Annotated in this window: 18 protein-coding genes; 6 read left to right on the top strand and 12 right to left on the bottom strand. The window is 43.5% G+C overall.

Annotation, left to right across the window (positions count from 1 at the left end; genetic code table 11):
* Together G327_RS0106160 and G327_RS0106155 are read left to right on the top strand one after the other, a co-directional pair.
* Window positions 1–270, top strand: a 270-nt coding sequence (locus G327_RS0106160) for a LexA family protein (protein WP_019613885.1), incomplete at its 5' end; no start/stop codon positions are given.
* 36 nt (window positions 271–306) lie between these two features.
* A complete protein-coding gene (locus tag G327_RS0106155) occupies window positions 307–573 on the top strand; it encodes a hypothetical protein (RefSeq protein WP_019613884.1) in 267 nt (88 codons plus the stop codon).
* 137 nt (window positions 574–710) lie between these two features.
* Here the strand turns inward: G327_RS0106155 and G327_RS0106150 are convergent, their stop codons facing one another.
* Genes G327_RS0106150 through G327_RS0106130 form a run of 5 tightly spaced genes read right to left on the bottom strand, consistent with a single transcriptional unit; the run spans window position 711 to window position 4,221 of the window.
* On the bottom strand, window positions 711–2,339 hold the full coding sequence (locus G327_RS0106150) for a DUF7305 domain-containing protein (protein WP_019613883.1): 1,629 nt from the start codon (window positions 2,337–2,339) through the stop codon (window positions 711–713).
* A 46-nt stretch (window positions 2,340–2,385) separates the two neighbouring features.
* Window positions 2,386–2,955: a PilW family protein gene (locus G327_RS0106145; protein WP_019613882.1), complete on the bottom strand. Its 570-nt coding sequence runs from the start codon at window positions 2,953–2,955 to the stop codon at window positions 2,386–2,388.
* 3 nt (window positions 2,956–2,958) lie between these two features.
* Window positions 2,959–3,372 carry a type IV pilus modification PilV family protein gene (locus tag G327_RS0106140; RefSeq protein ID WP_019613881.1) on the bottom strand — a complete coding sequence of 138 codons (414 nt, stop codon included), beginning with the start codon at window positions 3,370–3,372 and terminating at the stop codon, window positions 2,959–2,961.
* The gene (locus tag G327_RS0106135; protein WP_019613880.1) at window positions 3,372–3,824 is read right to left on the bottom strand and encodes a GspH/FimT family pseudopilin; all 453 of its coding nucleotides are present in this window, start codon (window positions 3,822–3,824) and stop codon (window positions 3,372–3,374) included. The genes G327_RS0106140 and G327_RS0106135 overlap by 1 nt, the downstream gene beginning before the upstream one ends.
* Window positions 3,825–3,828: 4 nt before the next feature.
* A complete protein-coding gene (locus tag G327_RS0106130; protein WP_019613879.1) occupies window positions 3,829–4,221 on the bottom strand; it encodes a type IV pilin protein in 393 nt (130 codons plus the stop codon).
* A 320-nt stretch (window positions 4,222–4,541) separates the two neighbouring features.
* On the opposite strand from G327_RS0106130, the gene G327_RS26415 reads away from it, so the two are divergent.
* Window positions 4,542–4,733, top strand: coding sequence for a MarC family protein (locus G327_RS26415; RefSeq protein ID WP_083938439.1), 192 nt, complete (start codon window positions 4,542–4,544; stop codon window positions 4,731–4,733).
* A gap of 45 nt (window positions 4,734–4,778) precedes the next feature.
* On the opposite strand, the gene G327_RS0106110 is transcribed toward G327_RS26415, so the two are convergent.
* Both G327_RS0106110 and G327_RS0106105 read right to left on the bottom strand, forming a co-directional pair.
* The gene (locus G327_RS0106110) at window positions 4,779–5,723 is read right to left on the bottom strand and encodes an ornithine cyclodeaminase family protein (protein WP_019613875.1); all 945 of its coding nucleotides are present in this window, start codon (window positions 5,721–5,723) and stop codon (window positions 4,779–4,781) included.
* A gap of 2 nt (window positions 5,724–5,725) precedes the next feature.
* Window positions 5,726–6,856: a DSD1 family PLP-dependent enzyme gene (locus tag G327_RS0106105; protein ID WP_019613874.1), complete on the bottom strand. Its 1,131-nt coding sequence runs from the start codon at window positions 6,854–6,856 to the stop codon at window positions 5,726–5,728.
* A 126-nt stretch (window positions 6,857–6,982) separates the two neighbouring features.
* Between G327_RS0106105 and G327_RS0106100 the strand changes: the two genes are divergently transcribed.
* Window positions 6,983–7,903, top strand: coding sequence for a LysR family transcriptional regulator (locus G327_RS0106100; RefSeq protein WP_019613873.1), 921 nt, complete (start codon window positions 6,983–6,985; stop codon window positions 7,901–7,903).
* Window positions 7,904–7,945: 42 nt separating this feature from the next.
* On the opposite strand, the gene G327_RS0106095 is transcribed toward G327_RS0106100, so the two are convergent.
* Complete coding sequence (locus G327_RS0106095) at window positions 7,946–8,689, bottom strand: substrate-binding periplasmic protein (protein WP_019613872.1); 744 nt, start codon at window positions 8,687–8,689, stop codon at window positions 7,946–7,948.
* 151 nt (window positions 8,690–8,840) lie between these two features.
* On the opposite strand from G327_RS0106095, the gene mepA reads away from it, so the two are divergent.
* Complete coding sequence (mepA, locus tag G327_RS0106090; protein ID WP_019613871.1) at window positions 8,841–9,686, top strand: penicillin-insensitive murein endopeptidase; 846 nt, start codon at window positions 8,841–8,843, stop codon at window positions 9,684–9,686.
* Between the two features lie 88 nt (window positions 9,687–9,774).
* Here the strand turns inward: mepA and G327_RS0106085 are convergent, their stop codons facing one another.
* The 4 genes from G327_RS0106085 to G327_RS24065 form a co-directional block, all read right to left on the bottom strand.
* Window positions 9,775–10,797: a hypothetical protein gene (locus tag G327_RS0106085; RefSeq protein WP_157601004.1), complete on the bottom strand. Its 1,023-nt coding sequence runs from the start codon at window positions 10,795–10,797 to the stop codon at window positions 9,775–9,777.
* 94 nt (window positions 10,798–10,891) lie between these two features.
* Window positions 10,892–13,360, bottom strand: a complete 2,469-nt coding sequence (locus G327_RS0106080; RefSeq protein WP_026339211.1) for a TcfC E-set like domain-containing protein — start codon at window positions 13,358–13,360, stop codon at window positions 10,892–10,894.
* 46 nt (window positions 13,361–13,406) lie between these two features.
* Window positions 13,407–14,177: a hypothetical protein gene (locus G327_RS0106075; RefSeq protein ID WP_019613868.1), complete on the bottom strand. Its 771-nt coding sequence runs from the start codon at window positions 14,175–14,177 to the stop codon at window positions 13,407–13,409.
* An 84-nt stretch (window positions 14,178–14,261) separates the two neighbouring features.
* Window positions 14,262–14,729 (bottom strand): CS1 type fimbrial major subunit, encoded by a 468-nt coding sequence (locus G327_RS24065; protein ID WP_019613867.1) that lies wholly within the window; start codon window positions 14,727–14,729, stop codon window positions 14,262–14,264.
* A 684-nt stretch (window positions 14,730–15,413) separates the two neighbouring features.
* On the opposite strand from G327_RS24065, the gene G327_RS0106065 reads away from it, so the two are divergent.
* Window positions 15,414–15,854, top strand: a complete 441-nt coding sequence (locus tag G327_RS0106065) for a universal stress protein (protein WP_019613866.1) — start codon at window positions 15,414–15,416, stop codon at window positions 15,852–15,854.
* Window positions 15,855–15,930: the final 76 nt, after the last annotated feature.

Below are 15,930 nucleotides of genomic sequence, written 5' to 3'. Positions count from 1 at the left end.
CTTAAGATGTCGATCCCTGAAGACTACAAATCAAAAAATAAATTCACACAACGGCAGGGACAATACCTGGCGTTCATCTTTTATTACACCAGAATCAATGGTCGTCCCCCTGCTGAAGTAGATATACAAAATTACTTCGGAGTATCGTCAGCAAGTACGCATCAGATGCTTCGAGGATTAGCTGCAAAACAACTCATTAAAAAAGAGCCGGGTCAGGCACGCTCTACAGTAGTATTAATACCGCAAGATCAGCTGCCTGCCGATTGGTAGTCAACTGATCATTTCTTTTTAGAAAAGGCACTAGTTATGCTAATTACGAAATTAATAACGAAGATAGGATTGATTTTAACCAGCATAAAGGATCAGATACTTATTCAGGTTGGTATTAACAATACAAGAGGCGAGGCTGAAGCCTCTCTTCCTAAAACAGAAAATAATATTAAGCGGATTAGTCAAAAAATACAGAAACTAAGTTATGGAATGAAACAGGAAGTAGCCCATGTGCAGTATGTGAGACTTGAAAGTTTTGTAAACGACAGCAAAAAACCAATGAAAATAAACACGAGAGACTGAATGATACTGAGCAGTTAATTAGGCGGAATGCTATTATAGAATAATACTTTCAGCTTCTACCATCTCTGTTAGATCATTAACGCTACAGCTGATAATTTTGAATGGCAGCGGGCTAAGAAACTAAATAAATATCTATCTTACTCATAATGATAATAAATAGAAGAATATGACGCGGGTATTGCCTCTGTCTCTTTTACATCACCCATATCCAACAATACCTCATCAAAATGAATTGCCGTTCCGTTACTGACTTCTACATTCTTCCCAATTACTGCTCCCATAATTTCAGCGCCGCCAGACAAGGCTAAATTGCCCAGAGGAGCATAAAGTTTTGTATACATATCAGCATTGGCGCTGATATGCATAGCATAATCATCATCCGCTGAACTTGCATAGGAAGAATATACCGTCAGCGGCGGATTTCCTTCAGAATTCACGGTTTCATTGGTAAACAGGACGGTGCCAGTATCAATATCAACCTGTCCATCGGTAATAATGGTTAAGGAGCTGGTATCCGGATGGGTAAATGTGAATGTGGTATTTTTTATGGTAATATCGCCGTTAATCAAAAGCGTTACATTACCGTCAATTTCAACTGTTTTACTGGTTATATCAAAGGCCTCATCAAAAATCAGCACCTTGGTATTTTCATCAAGAGAGCCCACTCCGCTTGCATCACCTAACGCATCTAACGTACTTGCTGAAATGCCTGCAATTGCTGAGCCATCCGCTGACGCTGAATCTTCAGTAAAAATGAAAGCACTACCGGAAGCCATCGGGGAGCCGGCAACAGGCAAACTGTCCGTAGTAATTTCTGTAGTAATACTGCCCATAACAGCCACGATACCCACGGTATCACATTCCCCCAAATCAGTATCCGGTGCAACGATGCCCGTGGTCGGATCACCGAACTCATATCTGCTGTTATTCTCGCCTCCATAGGTGACCAGTACATCGTCTCCAATGTCATTGCCCCCACTGGCATTAATATCACCGCCAGCTGTAATTGCAGTATCTGAGACGGTTGCCGTTAATGCCTTGAACGAGAAATCTCCCCCTGCGTGTATATCCCCCGCACTGGTAATATCTTTAAGCTGGATATCTCCAGCTGCCGTAATGTTGCCGGATATTTCAGTTGCTGCTGACGTGCCGGTTGAAATATTGCCATTTGATGTCAGACTGCCGTAAACTTTACCCGTTCCTGACAGTTCAATATCAGCACCATCATTAACCGTTGCCACATCACCGTTTGCCAGTATATTAGTCGTCCCGTCAGTCAGAACTTCCCCATAATCTCCTGCTCTAGAGTTATAACTATCAACAGAACCGCCGCCCGAACCAATAGCAACACCTTCACAGCCTTGAACACCATGAGTAAAAAGACTGCGCCCGGTCTCTTCACGGGCTTGTATCTGCGTTTTTAAATAAGCGACGGCACCATTAACTTCCCCCTTACTCACCAAGGTAAAAATTATTCCTGTACCATCGAGTTCGATTGTCGGTAAAGTGTAATTTGCATCAGTCAGCGTTTGCAGAGTCCCTAATATCAGCGTATTACTGAGACCGGCTTTGTTTCCAGCATCTATAAGCTCAAAAGCATCAAACAGCCCTTTCTCTGCGGCTAGTCTGGCATTTAATTCTTTCTGCTGATTACCGCTTATGCGCTCCTGCAGACGAATTTCATTGATTTGAGAAAACGCCAGTAGAATTGTAATCGAAGTGATTACAAGCACGGATACCAGTACAAATCCTTTTTGCTGTTTCATATCCATTCCTTCCATCAAATAAATATTTTTATGAAAGCAAAGCACTTTAATCAGAGAGATCTAATAATATTTTCTGCCTCAAAGCCAGTGTAAAAGTAAATCCGTTTTCATAAGAATCAGAAGCCGGCATGCCCTCTATTTTCATCGTTACTTTTAAACCGTCATCATTAGTACCTGTAATAGGCTGAAACGCTAATTCAGTTACACCTAATGCAATCAGTTCTTCATCTGTTCCATCATTACAGTATAGATCATTATCGAGCAGGGTATAGGTATCGGTATTGGTACTGCCTGAAATACTTTTCCCCAAACAGTTGTAAATCGGACTGCCTACCGGCGGGGTGCCATAAAAAGTTGTTAATGCGCTGCTGCTGGGAATATCAAAATCTTCTGCCTGACGCACTGAGCGTGACATTAAATAAAATGCTCCACGTAATGACTCTTGAGCGGTCGCTAAATCCTGCGCAACTTTAATACTACTTTTTAAGGAACTGTAAAGTATCGTGGTGCCTAATACCAAAAACAAACTTATCAGCATGGCAATCAGAAGTTCAACCAGTGTGAATCCAGTCTGCTGAATTTTCCGTTTAAAACAATACACGTCTTTGAATTTCATAGTCTACCCACAACCACTATCAGGGAATTTAACAGCCATAGTCACTGTATTATTGGCATCGTCATCAATGAAACGTGAATCGCTCCAGCTGATGGTGACGTTCATCTCTTGTGTATATACAGCCGGAGGATTATTGCTATCTGCCGTCATATTTGCAGCACTTAACTCGCTTAGCCATAAATTGCGATGCACAATATAGGTACTGGCAGAAGTGCTCTTCTGAGCATTGCATAAATCAAGCCAGATCGTATCAATAAAACTATTACCGCGAATGGTGGCAACGGTGTAATTGAAGCTGGACTGAGACGATTTTAAAATATAAAGCTCCGTCTTTGCTAATGCTAACAATGCAACACCAGTGATAAACATCGCAATCAGCACTTCGAATAAGGCAAATCCATTGGTCGTCTTTTTCATCAGCAGCTTCCGCTTTTTAATTTACTTTGCCCGCTTATCAGTATATTAATACAGTTTGTACCTTCAGCACCTGTAATACTATAATTGACCGCACTGGTAACGGATCCCATGCCTTTAACTGTCACAGCACTCGCTGAGATTGTAATACTTGAATGAGGCACTTTACTTTTGTAAAGTACGTCACCGTCGTTATTTTCCACCTGCCAGCCCAGTGCCCAATCGCTTCCATCAGCGGCATCTAATATCATTGAGCTCGATACTTTGAGTGCTTCATTTCGCGCAAAACGATATGCGTTATAAAGTTCATTCGTAGCAACGGTTAACCGCTCTTTTGCCATAAATGAGTTAAAACTGGGCACACCGACGCCAGCCAGTATAATTACAACCGCCATTGCAACTAACAGCTCAAGTAATGTCAGCCCCTGTGAGTTTTTTACTGAATTATATTTCATATATCTACCAACAATCATTAGAGGAGTCATCGGTTGTTTCTCCGGTTTGATTGATACTGAGAGTACCGCACTCATCATTTTCGCTAATACTGCCGGTGACAGGCGCAGCAGTAATCTCAAAAGTGTCACCTGTACTGATTGTTGGTGTAAAAGTATAACTATCAGGGCTATCAACAGCGGCGATAGTCGCCGCAGCAGCAGAGCCTGTCGGATAATCTCCCTGACGCGCACTTTCACGTTCAAATTCCTGTGCTATTTGCGTTAAAGCAAGCTGCGCTGCCACGCGATTACCCTTTTGAATATGGGATTGATAACTCGGAAATGCCACACCAACAAGCACACCGATAATGGCAATCACGATAAGCAGTTCGATTAAGCTAAAACCTTTATCTTTCATAACATAAACATCCCATTCAAAATATTGCTATTTTTGTGGTAAGCAGAGCCGCTTAGCAAGGTAAGTAAAAACTGAATAAAAGTAATACTCGGACTGCTGTAATTCATTAAAAATAGAAGCATCAGCCAGCCTTCTTCCCCTCATAGTTCATTGTTTATTATAATATAGTTCTTTATTATGGATTTTCATTATCATTACTTAACTTATCTGCGATTGTGACGAATTGATCCCAGTGTTTATCGACTTTTAAGACATAAACGGTAATTAAACAAACTTCGACAGTCATGCATAGCAACTTCCTTTTATAATCTTGAGTCAAAATCAGAGGAGCCAGCTCCCATTCTATATCACGGACAAATGTACTGTTTGTATTCGGCGAGAAGTTGGTTAAAGCATTAGGCCCAAGTGTGCTTAATGTTATCTCGCGTATGATGGGGTTGATTTTGGCGGTGATTGGTACACAGATGTTTATTGAAGGGTTAGACCAGGTAGTTAAAGCGCTTGCCGTCTGATTCTGAAACAGACAGCAAGGCACTTTAACTGCTGATAAATAATATTCAGCCGGCAGTAATGTTAAATCCCGCTTCAACAGCGGCCGTTAACAGATGTCGACCTATAAACAGGTCCTGCACAGCAATACCTGAGCTGTCAAACACCGTAATTTCACTGTTATTAACTCGCCCGGCAGCTTTACCGTTAAGAACATGCCCGATCATCTGAGGCTGATGCAGTAACTTTTGACCAAGGTGCTGAAATTCACCGATGACCCGCGACTGGGTGGTAAAATCACAGTATAATTTAGCGCTCTCCAGCAGTTCGGCCGGCAGCTCCTGTTTACCATTTGTATCTGCCCCCATCGCTGAAATATGTGTCCCCGGCTTTATCCACTCTGCAGCAAATAGCGGGCTTGTCGCTGTTGTTGCGGTTACGATAATATCCGCGCGTCGGCAGGCACTTTGTGCATCGCAGTTATGGGCGGATAATCCCTGTTCATTTAATTTATCGGCCAGTATCTGTGCTTTATTTTGATCCCGCCCTACCACTAAAATTGTTTTTATATTACGCACTTTAGATACGGCCAGACATTCATAAAATGCCTGATGCCCAGTCCCGAAAATAACCAGACACTGCGCATCTTCTCTTGCTAACTTTGAAACAGCAACTGCGTCGGCAGCAGCCGTTCGATATGCATTAACCGCACTGCCCTCAATCACCGCATCTAAATAGCCCGTTTCCGGATTAAGCAGGAATATAGTTGAAGCATGACAAGGTATATTCTTTTCAACGTTGCCCGGCCAGTAACTGCCGGCTTTCCAGCCCGTAAGTTCAACGGTATTTGCCGATTTCAATGAGAATATACTACCCGGTGCATGCCCCTGTGCGATCACCACGGGAAATAACGCCGCCTGTTCACTGGCGGCGATAAAAGCGGCTGACACAGCATTAAATGCCAGCTCATGACTAATCAGTCTGCTTGATAAAGTTTCGCTAATATATTTCATTGTTACCACCCTTGTATTCTGTGCCAGTAATCCAGCTCATTCGCATCTGCCACATAATAACCGCTGTGCATAGCCGCAGTCGCACAGGCATGATTAGGCAGAATACGCAGCTGTGTGTCTAGCGCTATCTCGCTCAAATCACGCTCACCACTAACTGTGATAATGCCGTGTTCCTGATTAGCACCGCTTACCTGTAAACCAGGAATAATGCGCCCGTTAATATCACATACCAGGCCGTAACCACGATCAATTTCCTGTGTTCTCGTGCCCCTGTCCTGCGAAAGCGCCATCCAGCCGGCATCAATAAACAGCCAGTTTTTTTGTGGATTATAGCCAATCACGCTGGTTACCACAGACAAAGCAATATCCTCTGCACTGCACACACCTATGCCCGCCATGACCAGATCAAAGAAGGTATAAACCCCGGCCCGTACTTCAGTCACACCGTCCAGATTTTCAGCAGAGTGTGCAGTAGGTGTTGAACCCACGCTTACCACCGGGCAAGGCAGTCCCTGCCGGGTTAAATTAACGGCGGCCTCAACCGCAGCGGCTCTCTCACCCTCAGCAGCTGCTATTAATGCCTGTTTATTACCGCATTCATAGGACTCCCCTGCATGGGTTAATACGCCACGCAACTCCACGCCGCCTTGATGCAGGATATTACCTATTTCAATCAACAGGGGATCGGATGCTTTTATGCCGCCGCGATGACCGTCACAGTCAATTTCCAGAAAAGTGGGAATGCTGCAGTTAGATGCCAGACAAAATTCAGCAACAGCCTGCGCCTGCGCAGTACTGTCCAGCAGAATACTGATATCAACCCCCTGATTTAACAAGGCTAAAATACGAGGCAGTTTCTGCGCTGTAATACCAACCGCGTAGGTTAAGTTTTTATAACCTGCCTGTGCAAATACTTCAGCTTCCCGCACCGTTGAAACAACCGCTGGAGAATCAAAATTGTGCAGTACATGCCTTGCACCCTCAATTGATTTTATGGTTTTTAGATGCGGACGCAGCTGTACCTTAAACGGCTCCAGTCTTGACCTTAAGGCTGCAATATTAGCCTCAAATTTGGGCTTATCAATTAATAAAAACGGGGTATCTATACTTTGTAAACGCTGCTCAATGGACATAATCAGTGATTCCTAATCAAACTAATAATTCAATGCCGGTATCTATCCGGGAGTAAGCACATTGTGCTTGATTAAGGTTTAGAATAGAATTAAGTATAACTAACTACTATATTAGGATTTGACCTAATGCTAACCAGTGAAGATCTGCGTTTTTTTTATGTTATTGCCACTCACCCCTCTCTGACCACGGCGGCCAGAAACTTGAATGTCACCCCGCCGACGGTAACTCAACGGCTGCAGGCGATTGAAGCAAAGCTGCAGGTAAAACTAGTACAGCGCCGAGCAAGAGGCATCACACTGACTGAAGAAGGTTTACTTCTGCTGGACAAAGCGAAGCTGATTATTAGTGAAATGGATCAGCTCCAGGAGCTGATTAACAATAAAAAATCACAGGTAAGCGGTAAGCTGAAAGTACTTGCGCCGCTTGGTTTTGGTAACGATTATATCGCCCCATTAGTGGGCGAATTTCAGCGCAGTCACCAGAATCTAACCGTTGAACTTGAATTGTCTGATAATCCCAGCTGGGCAGACAGTCATCAGTGGGACATCATCATTTATATCGGCGAGCTGCGCGACTCGTCACTCAAGTTAGCCATACTGGCTCCCAATCGGCGTTTTTTATGTGCCTCTCCTGATTATCTGCAGCGTAAAGGTAATCCGAGATCACCAAAAGCCTTACGCGATCATACCTGTATTGCCCTGCGCGAAAACAGTGAAGATGTCACCCTGTGGCGTTTCACTCACTGCAGCTCCGGCGAGCAGGTATCTATTCGTATCAATCCGACACTAGCAAGTAACGAAGGCCGCGTGGTGAAAGACTGGGCGTTAGCCGGACACGGTATTATTATGCGTTCCGAATGGGATGTGCAGGCGGCATTAAACAGCGGACAACTGCAGCGTGTACTGCCTGAATATGAGCTTCCCGGCGCAGATATTGTTGCATTACTGGGCACGGACGCACGTTCCCGTTCAGCTAGAACAGCACAGTTTCTGCAGCTGTTAAAAGAGCGCTTAGCCGGCCGGCCATGGTTAAAACCAGGCAGCTAATATATATTATATTTGTATTTAAACCTCAGGTTGTGCTTTTATTTAATGAAGTCTGATTTTCCCTTCATCATGCAGTTCCTGATAAGCCTTGCGCACCTTATCTGCTAAGGCTGGAGAAGTCATTTTACTAAATGCCATATAGTCTGTGACATTAAATGCAAAATAGACTTTCTCAAACAGCTCAGGATCCAGGCTGAGTTTTTCCGCTTCTTTTAATACTCTCTGCTCCTCTAGAAGAAACAACTCAAACCTGCCTGCCAGGAGCATTTTAAGCAGCTGGTCGGTTTTACTTACATGGTGATAACCTGCTTTATCAAAACCATTGATCACCATAAAATCGTGTGTATATGCATCCCTTTCTACACCTACCACATATTTCCTAACCTGTTCAAGATTATTAATTTCTATCGGGCTGCTTTTTAATTTATAAAAATAGATGTCAATGTTTTTAGCTACCGGACCAACCCAGTTAAACAGTTTTTCTCTTTTCGGGGTTCTACCGACACCACATATCATGTAATTTTTCTTTTTTAAGCCCAAATCATAAACCCTTGCCCAGGGCTTAATACGAAACTCATAAGCAATGTCCGCTCTGGCAAAAACATCCTTGGCAATCTGATAAGCAAAGCCTTTGAACTCGCCGTTTTCCTGATACGCATAAGGCAGCCACTCGCTGATTTCTACATTAACCAGCACGTCATGGAACTGCTCTTCAGCTTTCATATTACTTATAGGTATAAAGCTAAAAAACAGGAAAAACATCAATACAATTATAGATTTATACATTGTATTCCTTTCGTAATGTCAGGCCGTTTAATTATGCGCAATGGTATAAGTGTAATTTAAAAGTTCAATAGCCGCTATTCTATAAGCGCGCTATAAGTTAATAACTATAATTACAAACACTGTTAACACGAAGCGAAGGTGGTTATAAGATATGTGCAGAGCAAAACAGAAAACTTCAATATCAACCTTACTGCTTAAATCTGTAATGCTGATGATACTAGGTATCACAGAAATTCCCGCCGCATCCTGGCACGAATTTAACAGCCCTTATCCCCACCCGCCAGAAGCTATCGGCTTCTATAATAACGGCTGTCTATCCGGCGCACAGGCACTGCCGCTGCAGGGAGAAGGATTTCAGGTGATCAGAGCATCACGCCATCGTTATTACGGTCATCCCGATCTTATTGAATTTATTACAGAGTTCGCTGCTGACATTAAATCAAGCAGTGGTCATGATCTGCTGATTGCAGATATGTCCATGCCGCGGGGAGGACGCTTTATTTCCGGACACGCAAGCCATCAGATAGGCTTAGATGTAGATGTATGGTTTCAACAAACTGGCGGATCATTACCACCGCAGCAGCTGGAAACTCCTCAAGCTTTAGATCTGACCGATCCCGGCAGCTTTACGGTAAGTTCAAACTGGCGAAATGAACATGCAGCTATGATACAACTGGCAGCAGCCGATAAACGCGTGGCACGTATTTTTGTTAATCCGATTATTAAGCAGCAGCTTTGTCAAATGAGCTGGCAGGATGACAGCTGGCTTAGCAAAGTCCGCCCCTGGTGGGGACATACCTTCCATATGCATGTCAGGTTAACCTGCCCCAAAGACAGTAAGCTATGCCGAAATCAAAAGGTGCCTGCACAGGGAAGCGGCTGTAATGAAATCTCCTGGTGGAAATCTCAACCTAAACCGAAAAGCAGCAGTAACAGGAAAACAGCTGTCAAAGTGAAACCTAAACAGTGTAAAGATCTATTATCCGCGGCGGATTAACAGCCGTTTCATTTGCTTATGCGTAACCGCCCCTGACTCTGCACACCAGCCGAAGTCACTTTATCAGGGGCGTTATTAAAGAATATAATTAAAAAAGCGGTTCAAATACTAAACTGATGGTATTCATAAGCATGCTTCCCGGTTTAGCCTGTTCGGTATTAAGCAGTTTAAAATCGACAGCAGCCTGATGGCGGGCAGACTCACCGCCAGACACAAAGTCATCTCGGCTGAATAAACTGTTTACGCCGTACTGCAGGTGTGACTGCAGCGGCTGATGCAGAAAGCGGACACTGGTTTCCAGTTCAACTTTCTGATCATTGTCCATATAACAGTTTCCAGTTAATGCATTTTCCCCGTAACTGCCGCAGTCGCCGATGGATATCATAAAATCTTCATTGGTTTCGACATAAAAAGGCAGTTCACCGCGAAATTCATCATCCCCCTGCGCTTCTAGATTCACTGCATCGTAGGGAAAATACACATCAAACTGGAGTATCGCATCAATACTCAAATCCATAAGTTGAAAAGGAAGCTCAGTTTGGTTACCAATTACAGTTGAATAACCATATGAAATAGTATTGAGACTAAACGTATGCGGAGCGGCTAATGTGTAACTTCCCGACTGATAACCATTCATATTAATTATTTCAGCAGCAAATTCAACTCTAAAGTACATCTGCCCTTTGCCAAGAGTAGCAGCGAAGGTAAAAGGCCCCGTAATAGGCCAGTGACGATAGCCAAAGCGATTCTTATTCATGCCTCCTTTATCCTGTTTTGCACAGCTATCTCCGATGTAAACGTTGTCCGCAAAAAGTTCCGACCTGTTTCCTGAGTCATACATTTCTGCGCCGAGAAAACTTATTTCCAGATCCATCTCCCCTCCACGCACATTAGACAAAGTAATAACCTCAGCGCCACCGAATTTCCATATTCCGAATTTGTTTCCTTTATTAGCCTGGCCTAACATATTTTTTTCTAAACCCTTTCTAATCTTAAAAGGCACTGCCTTTGGATCTGGATCTGGGCAGCCTACTGCTTTATTTACTCCAGAAACTCTTTCAAAAGTATGCCCGAGACTGCCTGGGTGGTAAGCCAGCTTAATACCTGACATGAAAATTGCAGCGGATGCCGGTTGACTAATATGATAAAGGAGATAAATACTGAAAAATAACAGCGCAGTAAGTTTACTGCACTGAATATGCCTTTTAACTTTCACAACTAATGTCTCCTACGTACAAGAAACCGTTTTTAGCCTTGTCCAGCTGCTCCGATAAATTTTTTGTACATAACAGTTCCTCACCGTCATATATCGCCAGCGTCGGATGCTGCTTAGACACGGTCAGCTGGAAAAAAGCACTCTTCTCTTCGCGTCCCTTTTCAAGCGCAATATTCAGCGAAGACTCATGATTTTTCACCCTAACATACTCATCTTGAATAGTTGCAGTAGACACCATGCCGGCAATGGCAACCGTTTCCCGCAGCTGCAGTTCATGATAAGCAAAGTTACCACGGTAATTCACCGAGTTAATCTCGTAAACATCTGCAACTGCGCCGATAGTTGTCAGCAGGACATCCGTTTCGCTGTAAGGATTAACCGCTATCACCTGCGAACCGCCCCGCAGCTCGACACTGTCTGCATTACTGATACTGGCGTACACGCCGGTACCAGCAGCAACATCGTCACTGCCGTCTACATCAACAATAATACCGGATTGAATACCGGACTTACCCAGTGCCCACTGATCCCCGGAAAAGTACACACCGCCGCGCATCGATCCGTAACCGTTACTGCTGGAACCGTCACCGCTGACCATGGTGTTCTGCAGGCCTAGATGAATATCACTGTACTGGAAATCCAGATCCGTAAATACTGAGCTGTTGATATAATCCTCACCGCCGCCCACGCTGCCGCCGATCTGACGGACAGCCGAATCTTCAAAGCGTTTTGAAATCCCAACCTCAGCTGCATTACTGTTATCGCCATTACGGTAATAAGAGCCTGTAACGTCTGCATCATATAGTGAATCAAAGGAGAAAGAGGCTGTCAGCATCGTCGTCAGATCACCCTCAGAGTTCTGAGAGAAGGACAGACCAAGATCCACCGGGAGTTTAACAAGGCTCTTGAGATCCTTCTTAAGATAAACAGACATTTCTGAGTAGGTATTTTCATCAGTGTAATTATTTTCATACTTATACTGACGCCCGGTCAGATTCAAACTGATCGAGTCAACAAACTGCGCCTGCGGATAATAAAATGCACTTATATTGGCAACATCCTTCGCTAGACCACGCTTTTCTTCAGTCTGCAGCGACCATGATAATGATGCATCATGATCAAAAAGAGTATGTCGATAAGCGCCGTTAAAACCAATGCCCCAGTCTCCCAGCTCGGAAATTTGTGTATCAACATTAAAAGTAAAGGGGGATAGACGGATGATATCAAGACCTGCCGAAACGTAGTTCACCGTATCAACATTATACCAGGACATACTACCGTCAATAACCTGAATAACCGGGCTCTGGTAAGCCAAACCTAAATAAGGAACATCATATTCACCATTACTTTCTTTTAGCGATATATAGCCCCCCAGATCTTCATCTTGACTCAGCCCGAGCATATAAGAAAATTTGTTGGTCGCTTTGCTGTTGTGCAGCTGTACAACAATCGGCTCCAGCGCTTTTGTTCCCTGTGGTTTCCTAACTATTCTGACGTTATATGAACCAATTGGAAAGTCTGACGTGGCGATTTCAACCGGACCGCCCGGATGGCGGTTCACATAAAGCAGACGCTCACCACGATATATTTCAACCATTCCTGCAGAGGGCATGAAAGTATAAAGCGGTTCACCCGTCCCCTGCTCCGAGGAACGCAGTAAATCGTCGGTCTGAGTATACCAGAAACCGATCACTGATTTATTTGGTGCTAAATTCACCGTAGAAGAAGTTAACCGCGCATTATGGCGTCCGCGAAAACCAAGAGTATAACGAGAGTCTTGTTCAGAATAGGAGCCTGTCAGGGAGTCTGTTTTTATGCTGCCGGTCTGCGCTTCGAAAGTAGGTGAAAATTCAAATAATAACGCCTGGTAAGAAACCAGGCTGTTTACTGATACTGTGCTGCGCGTTTTTTCTGATTGTTCATCGTAGGAGACATTAGCATGATACCCCAGCGCACCGCTGACACTGTCAACTGAACTGTCAGCAATATATTCACGCTGGCTGCTTGGAAAACCAGCGGCACTGTCAGCATCTTTAATGTCAAAACGCTGGTTAACCAGTTTCACAAAAGTATAACTAGGGGTAAGCGAAATATAGTGTTCATCACCTTTATATATCTCACTAAGAGTCACTTCAATATCATATTCCTGATCGGCACAGTTTAATAAAGTGTAGATAAACGCATTCTGCGAACATTTTATCCTCTGATCTAAGCGAACCTGCTGACTCGATAACGATTCAAAATAATCGGCTCCCTGCTCTTTGCGCAAAAAACCATCGTGGATCACTTTACCGCGATAATTTAGGTTAATAGGCTGAGAATTGACCTCCAGCAGTCCCTCAAACCCCTCCGGGACGCCAGAGCTGAATTTGGATTCAGCATCTGAAACTAAGGTTGCCGAAACCGGCCCGCTGCAAAGCAGCAGAAACACGCCGCCTGCGTTGAAAAATTTAAACATCTTAACCACTCCCTGGTTATGTTTATAAGAAAATAACATGACATTTCTACCACTTGCCTTGAAGAACCTGCATCTTATCCTCACCATTCGGCGTGATAAGATCACACTGCCAGCGTCCGGAAGGCGCTTTGCCATTTTCTTTCTTAAAGTCTGCTACTACCTCTGGTTCACCTGCAAGGCTAATAGTGCGTCCCGGTGTCAGACGTTTTTCAGTTTCTGAAATACAGGCGCTGTCAACGCAGACAGTGCAGTCCTGCAGCAGCATCAAACTGTCACCAACATTCGTTATATCGGTCGTAAAATCAGCACTGCTGACTGTATGTGCGTACTCGGGTTGTTTTTTCGGCACTACGGCAAAACCCGTTGAGGTAATAGAAAAGAAAAGATTGGCATCCAGAGCCTCATCTTTTTCCGCTTCACCTATAAGATCGTATTTTAATACCGGCTGAAAGCGGATCTTAAAATAACGATCCTGGCGTGCTTCCTTGCCCGTATAAATAAGTCTTACCGTGGAAGAGCCGCCGGGTGCCATGGCAAATTTTTCAGGCTGCACGACCAAGCCGTTCTTTTTCAACTCGCCTTCAACCGGGGTCAGTATCTCTTTACCGGTTCCGATACTGCTCTCGTCAACTTCAAATACCGAAGCTTTAATATATGTGGGTTCTGTTTTATCAGCACTTCTAATTTTCAGCACTGAACTGGAATTATCAGAGGTAAGTACGGTCATCTCCTGCGGTACCGTAACCGTTTTTACTGATGCCGCAGCGCCCGCAGTAAAAAACAGCGCAAGAGTAAAGGGAAGTATTTTGTTAAACATCAAAACCTCTTAATTATTTTTATTCAGGGGATACAAAGTAAAAATACCTGCATGACGTAAGCCATGCAGGTATGGGTGAAAAGATTAAATATTGTCTTCAAATACCAGCTGTACTGTGCCCGAGTAGTTACCCGCCTCAAACGTGGCATAACCACTATTGTCGGTAGTAACACTTAACGCAATCCCGTGAACAGCCGCGTCATCGGCAACTTTCCTGGGTGTATTGTCAAGCACCTGAGTGCCTACGGTAACGATTAATGGAATACTGTGCTGACCGCTTACCAGCATAGGTGTACCCATCAAAGATGCGTTTACCCCATCACCTGAAACGGATTTAAGCGTTGTATTCCACGAATCAAAACCAACATTCACATCGTAATTCAGTTCAACCTGAGTTGGCCATTGACCAGCCGTAGGCTCAACTGAAAATGTTGATGACGGTACAGTTGCTGTTACTTGAATTGATTTAGTTATCTGGTCTCCTGTCGCCGCAAGTGCGCCGGCAGAAAACATAGTGGTAACTAAAGCAGTGGCAACTAATAACTTTTTCATAACATATATCCTTAAAATCCGTGTTTATTTACGACATGCTTTAACTGAGCACATCATTTCCATTGGGCTTATTTATACTCCTAAATAAGTAGGCTTATTAAACCTGAGCAGAGATAAAAATAAAAGCCCTTTAATCCTTTATTTACACTTAAAGAGGTATGTTTTTATGTAATCAAAGCCACTTTCTCAGGAGTCATTGACATAAATATCACAATCAACATCAAGAAAGACACAAAAACACCCCTCTATAGGCAGTAATGCATCTATTAAGTTATAGGCGTAATAATTTTAACCCATCCTGCCAGTACAAAAAGCAACCAGGCGTTCTTCTCAACGTTGTTCGTTGATGATTTTTTCACCCAACAAAATGAGCCGCTTAACAAAGTGATAATAAGCACTCACATCGACTATTAATAAGTCATAGGTAAATGAAAAATCTACTACTGGTGCTAGACTTATAGTAAGCAGATTAATGATCTGTTGTGGGGCGCATAAATTAAATTATTACTGGCAGACAATAGATTTTAGGCTTTCGTTATTTTGCTTTCACCAAATCAAACGCATCAATTGATGCAGGGCCGAATAAACAGTGGTGAATAATAACAAGCTGGAAAACAGCGGCCGTCAGGTGAATTTTTTTATGTATCTGCTGTTAAAACAAGAGATAAAATAGGGAGGAATACCATGAGCTATAAACATATATTAGTCGCTGTTGATTTATCTAAATCCAGTGAGAAAGTGATCAATAAAGCTGTTGAATTGGCCAAAGATGCAGATGCTAAACTGTCATTTATTTTTGTGGATGTTAGTTTTGTCAGCAGTATCGCACTGGCTCAGCCGAAAGTTGAAAAATTAGCCGCGATGAATAATGAAAAAGAAAAACATGAGCTGCACCAACAGCTTCAAGCACTGGCAGACCGCTGTGATTACCCAGTCGCAGAGACTGTGGTGGTAATGGGAGATTTAAATCAGAAACTGCATACGGCAATTAAAGGGCTGGATATAGATCTTTTAGTTTGCGGACACCATCATGATTTCTGGAGCAATATGACAACGTCAGTGAAAAAATTTATCAAGACCGCAGTCAGCGATCTGCTTATTGTTTACCTTGATAAAGAAGACTAATACAGTCAACGGGTTACGGGCGGTTTTGACAGCAGCTTTAATGTTAACCTGGCGTTTATTACCGCCCCGTGAGCAG

The sequence above is a fragment of the Psychromonas ossibalaenae ATCC BAA-1528 genome, from assembly GCF_000381745.1.
In the GTDB taxonomy this organism is placed as follows: Bacteria; Pseudomonadota; Gammaproteobacteria; order Enterobacterales; family Psychromonadaceae; genus Psychromonas; species Psychromonas ossibalaenae.
Note: the sequence above shows the minus strand (reverse complement) of the source record. Positions and strands in the feature narration are given on the sequence as shown.

Bases quoted from the DNA above. Each gene is read 5' to 3' on its own strand.
- G327_RS0106080 (WP_026339211.1), bottom strand. From the start codon at position 13,360: ATGTTTAAATTTTTCAACGCAGGCGGCGTGTTTCTGCTGCTTTGCAGC.
- G327_RS0106085 (WP_157601004.1), bottom strand. From the start codon at position 10,797: ATGTCAGGTATTAAGCTGGCTTACCACCCAGGCAGTCTCGGGCATACT.
- G327_RS0106065 (WP_019613866.1), top strand. From the start codon at position 15,414: ATGAGCTATAAACATATATTAGTCGCTGTTGATTTATCTAAATCCAGT.
- G327_RS0106145 (WP_019613882.1), bottom strand. From the start codon at position 2,955: ATGAAATTCAAAGACGTGTATTGTTTTAAACGGAAAATTCAGCAGACT.
- G327_RS0106105 (WP_019613874.1), bottom strand. From the start codon at position 6,856: ATGTCCATTGAGCAGCGTTTACAAAGTATAGATACCCCGTTTTTATTA.
- G327_RS0106075 (WP_019613868.1), bottom strand. From the start codon at position 14,177: ATGTTTAACAAAATACTTCCCTTTACTCTTGCGCTGTTTTTTACTGCG.
- G327_RS24065 (WP_019613867.1), bottom strand. From the start codon at position 14,729: ATGAAAAAGTTATTAGTTGCCACTGCTTTAGTTACCACTATGTTTTCT.
- G327_RS0106150 (WP_019613883.1), bottom strand. From the start codon at position 2,339: ATGAAACAGCAAAAAGGATTTGTACTGGTATCCGTGCTTGTAATCACT.
- mepA (WP_019613871.1), top strand. From the start codon at position 8,841: ATGTGCAGAGCAAAACAGAAAACTTCAATATCAACCTTACTGCTTAAA.
- G327_RS0106135 (WP_019613880.1), bottom strand. From the start codon at position 3,824: ATGAAATATAATTCAGTAAAAAACTCACAGGGGCTGACATTACTTGAG.
- G327_RS0106155 (WP_019613884.1), top strand. From the start codon at position 307: ATGCTAATTACGAAATTAATAACGAAGATAGGATTGATTTTAACCAGC.
- G327_RS0106095 (WP_019613872.1), bottom strand. From the start codon at position 8,689: ATGTATAAATCTATAATTGTATTGATGTTTTTCCTGTTTTTTAGCTTT.
- G327_RS0106100 (WP_019613873.1), top strand. From the start codon at position 6,983: ATGCTAACCAGTGAAGATCTGCGTTTTTTTTATGTTATTGCCACTCAC.
- G327_RS0106140 (WP_019613881.1), bottom strand. From the start codon at position 3,372: ATGAAAAAGACGACCAATGGATTTGCCTTATTCGAAGTGCTGATTGCG.
- G327_RS0106130 (WP_019613879.1), bottom strand. From the start codon at position 4,221: ATGAAAGATAAAGGTTTTAGCTTAATCGAACTGCTTATCGTGATTGCC.
- G327_RS0106110 (WP_019613875.1), bottom strand. From the start codon at position 5,723: ATGAAATATATTAGCGAAACTTTATCAAGCAGACTGATTAGTCATGAG.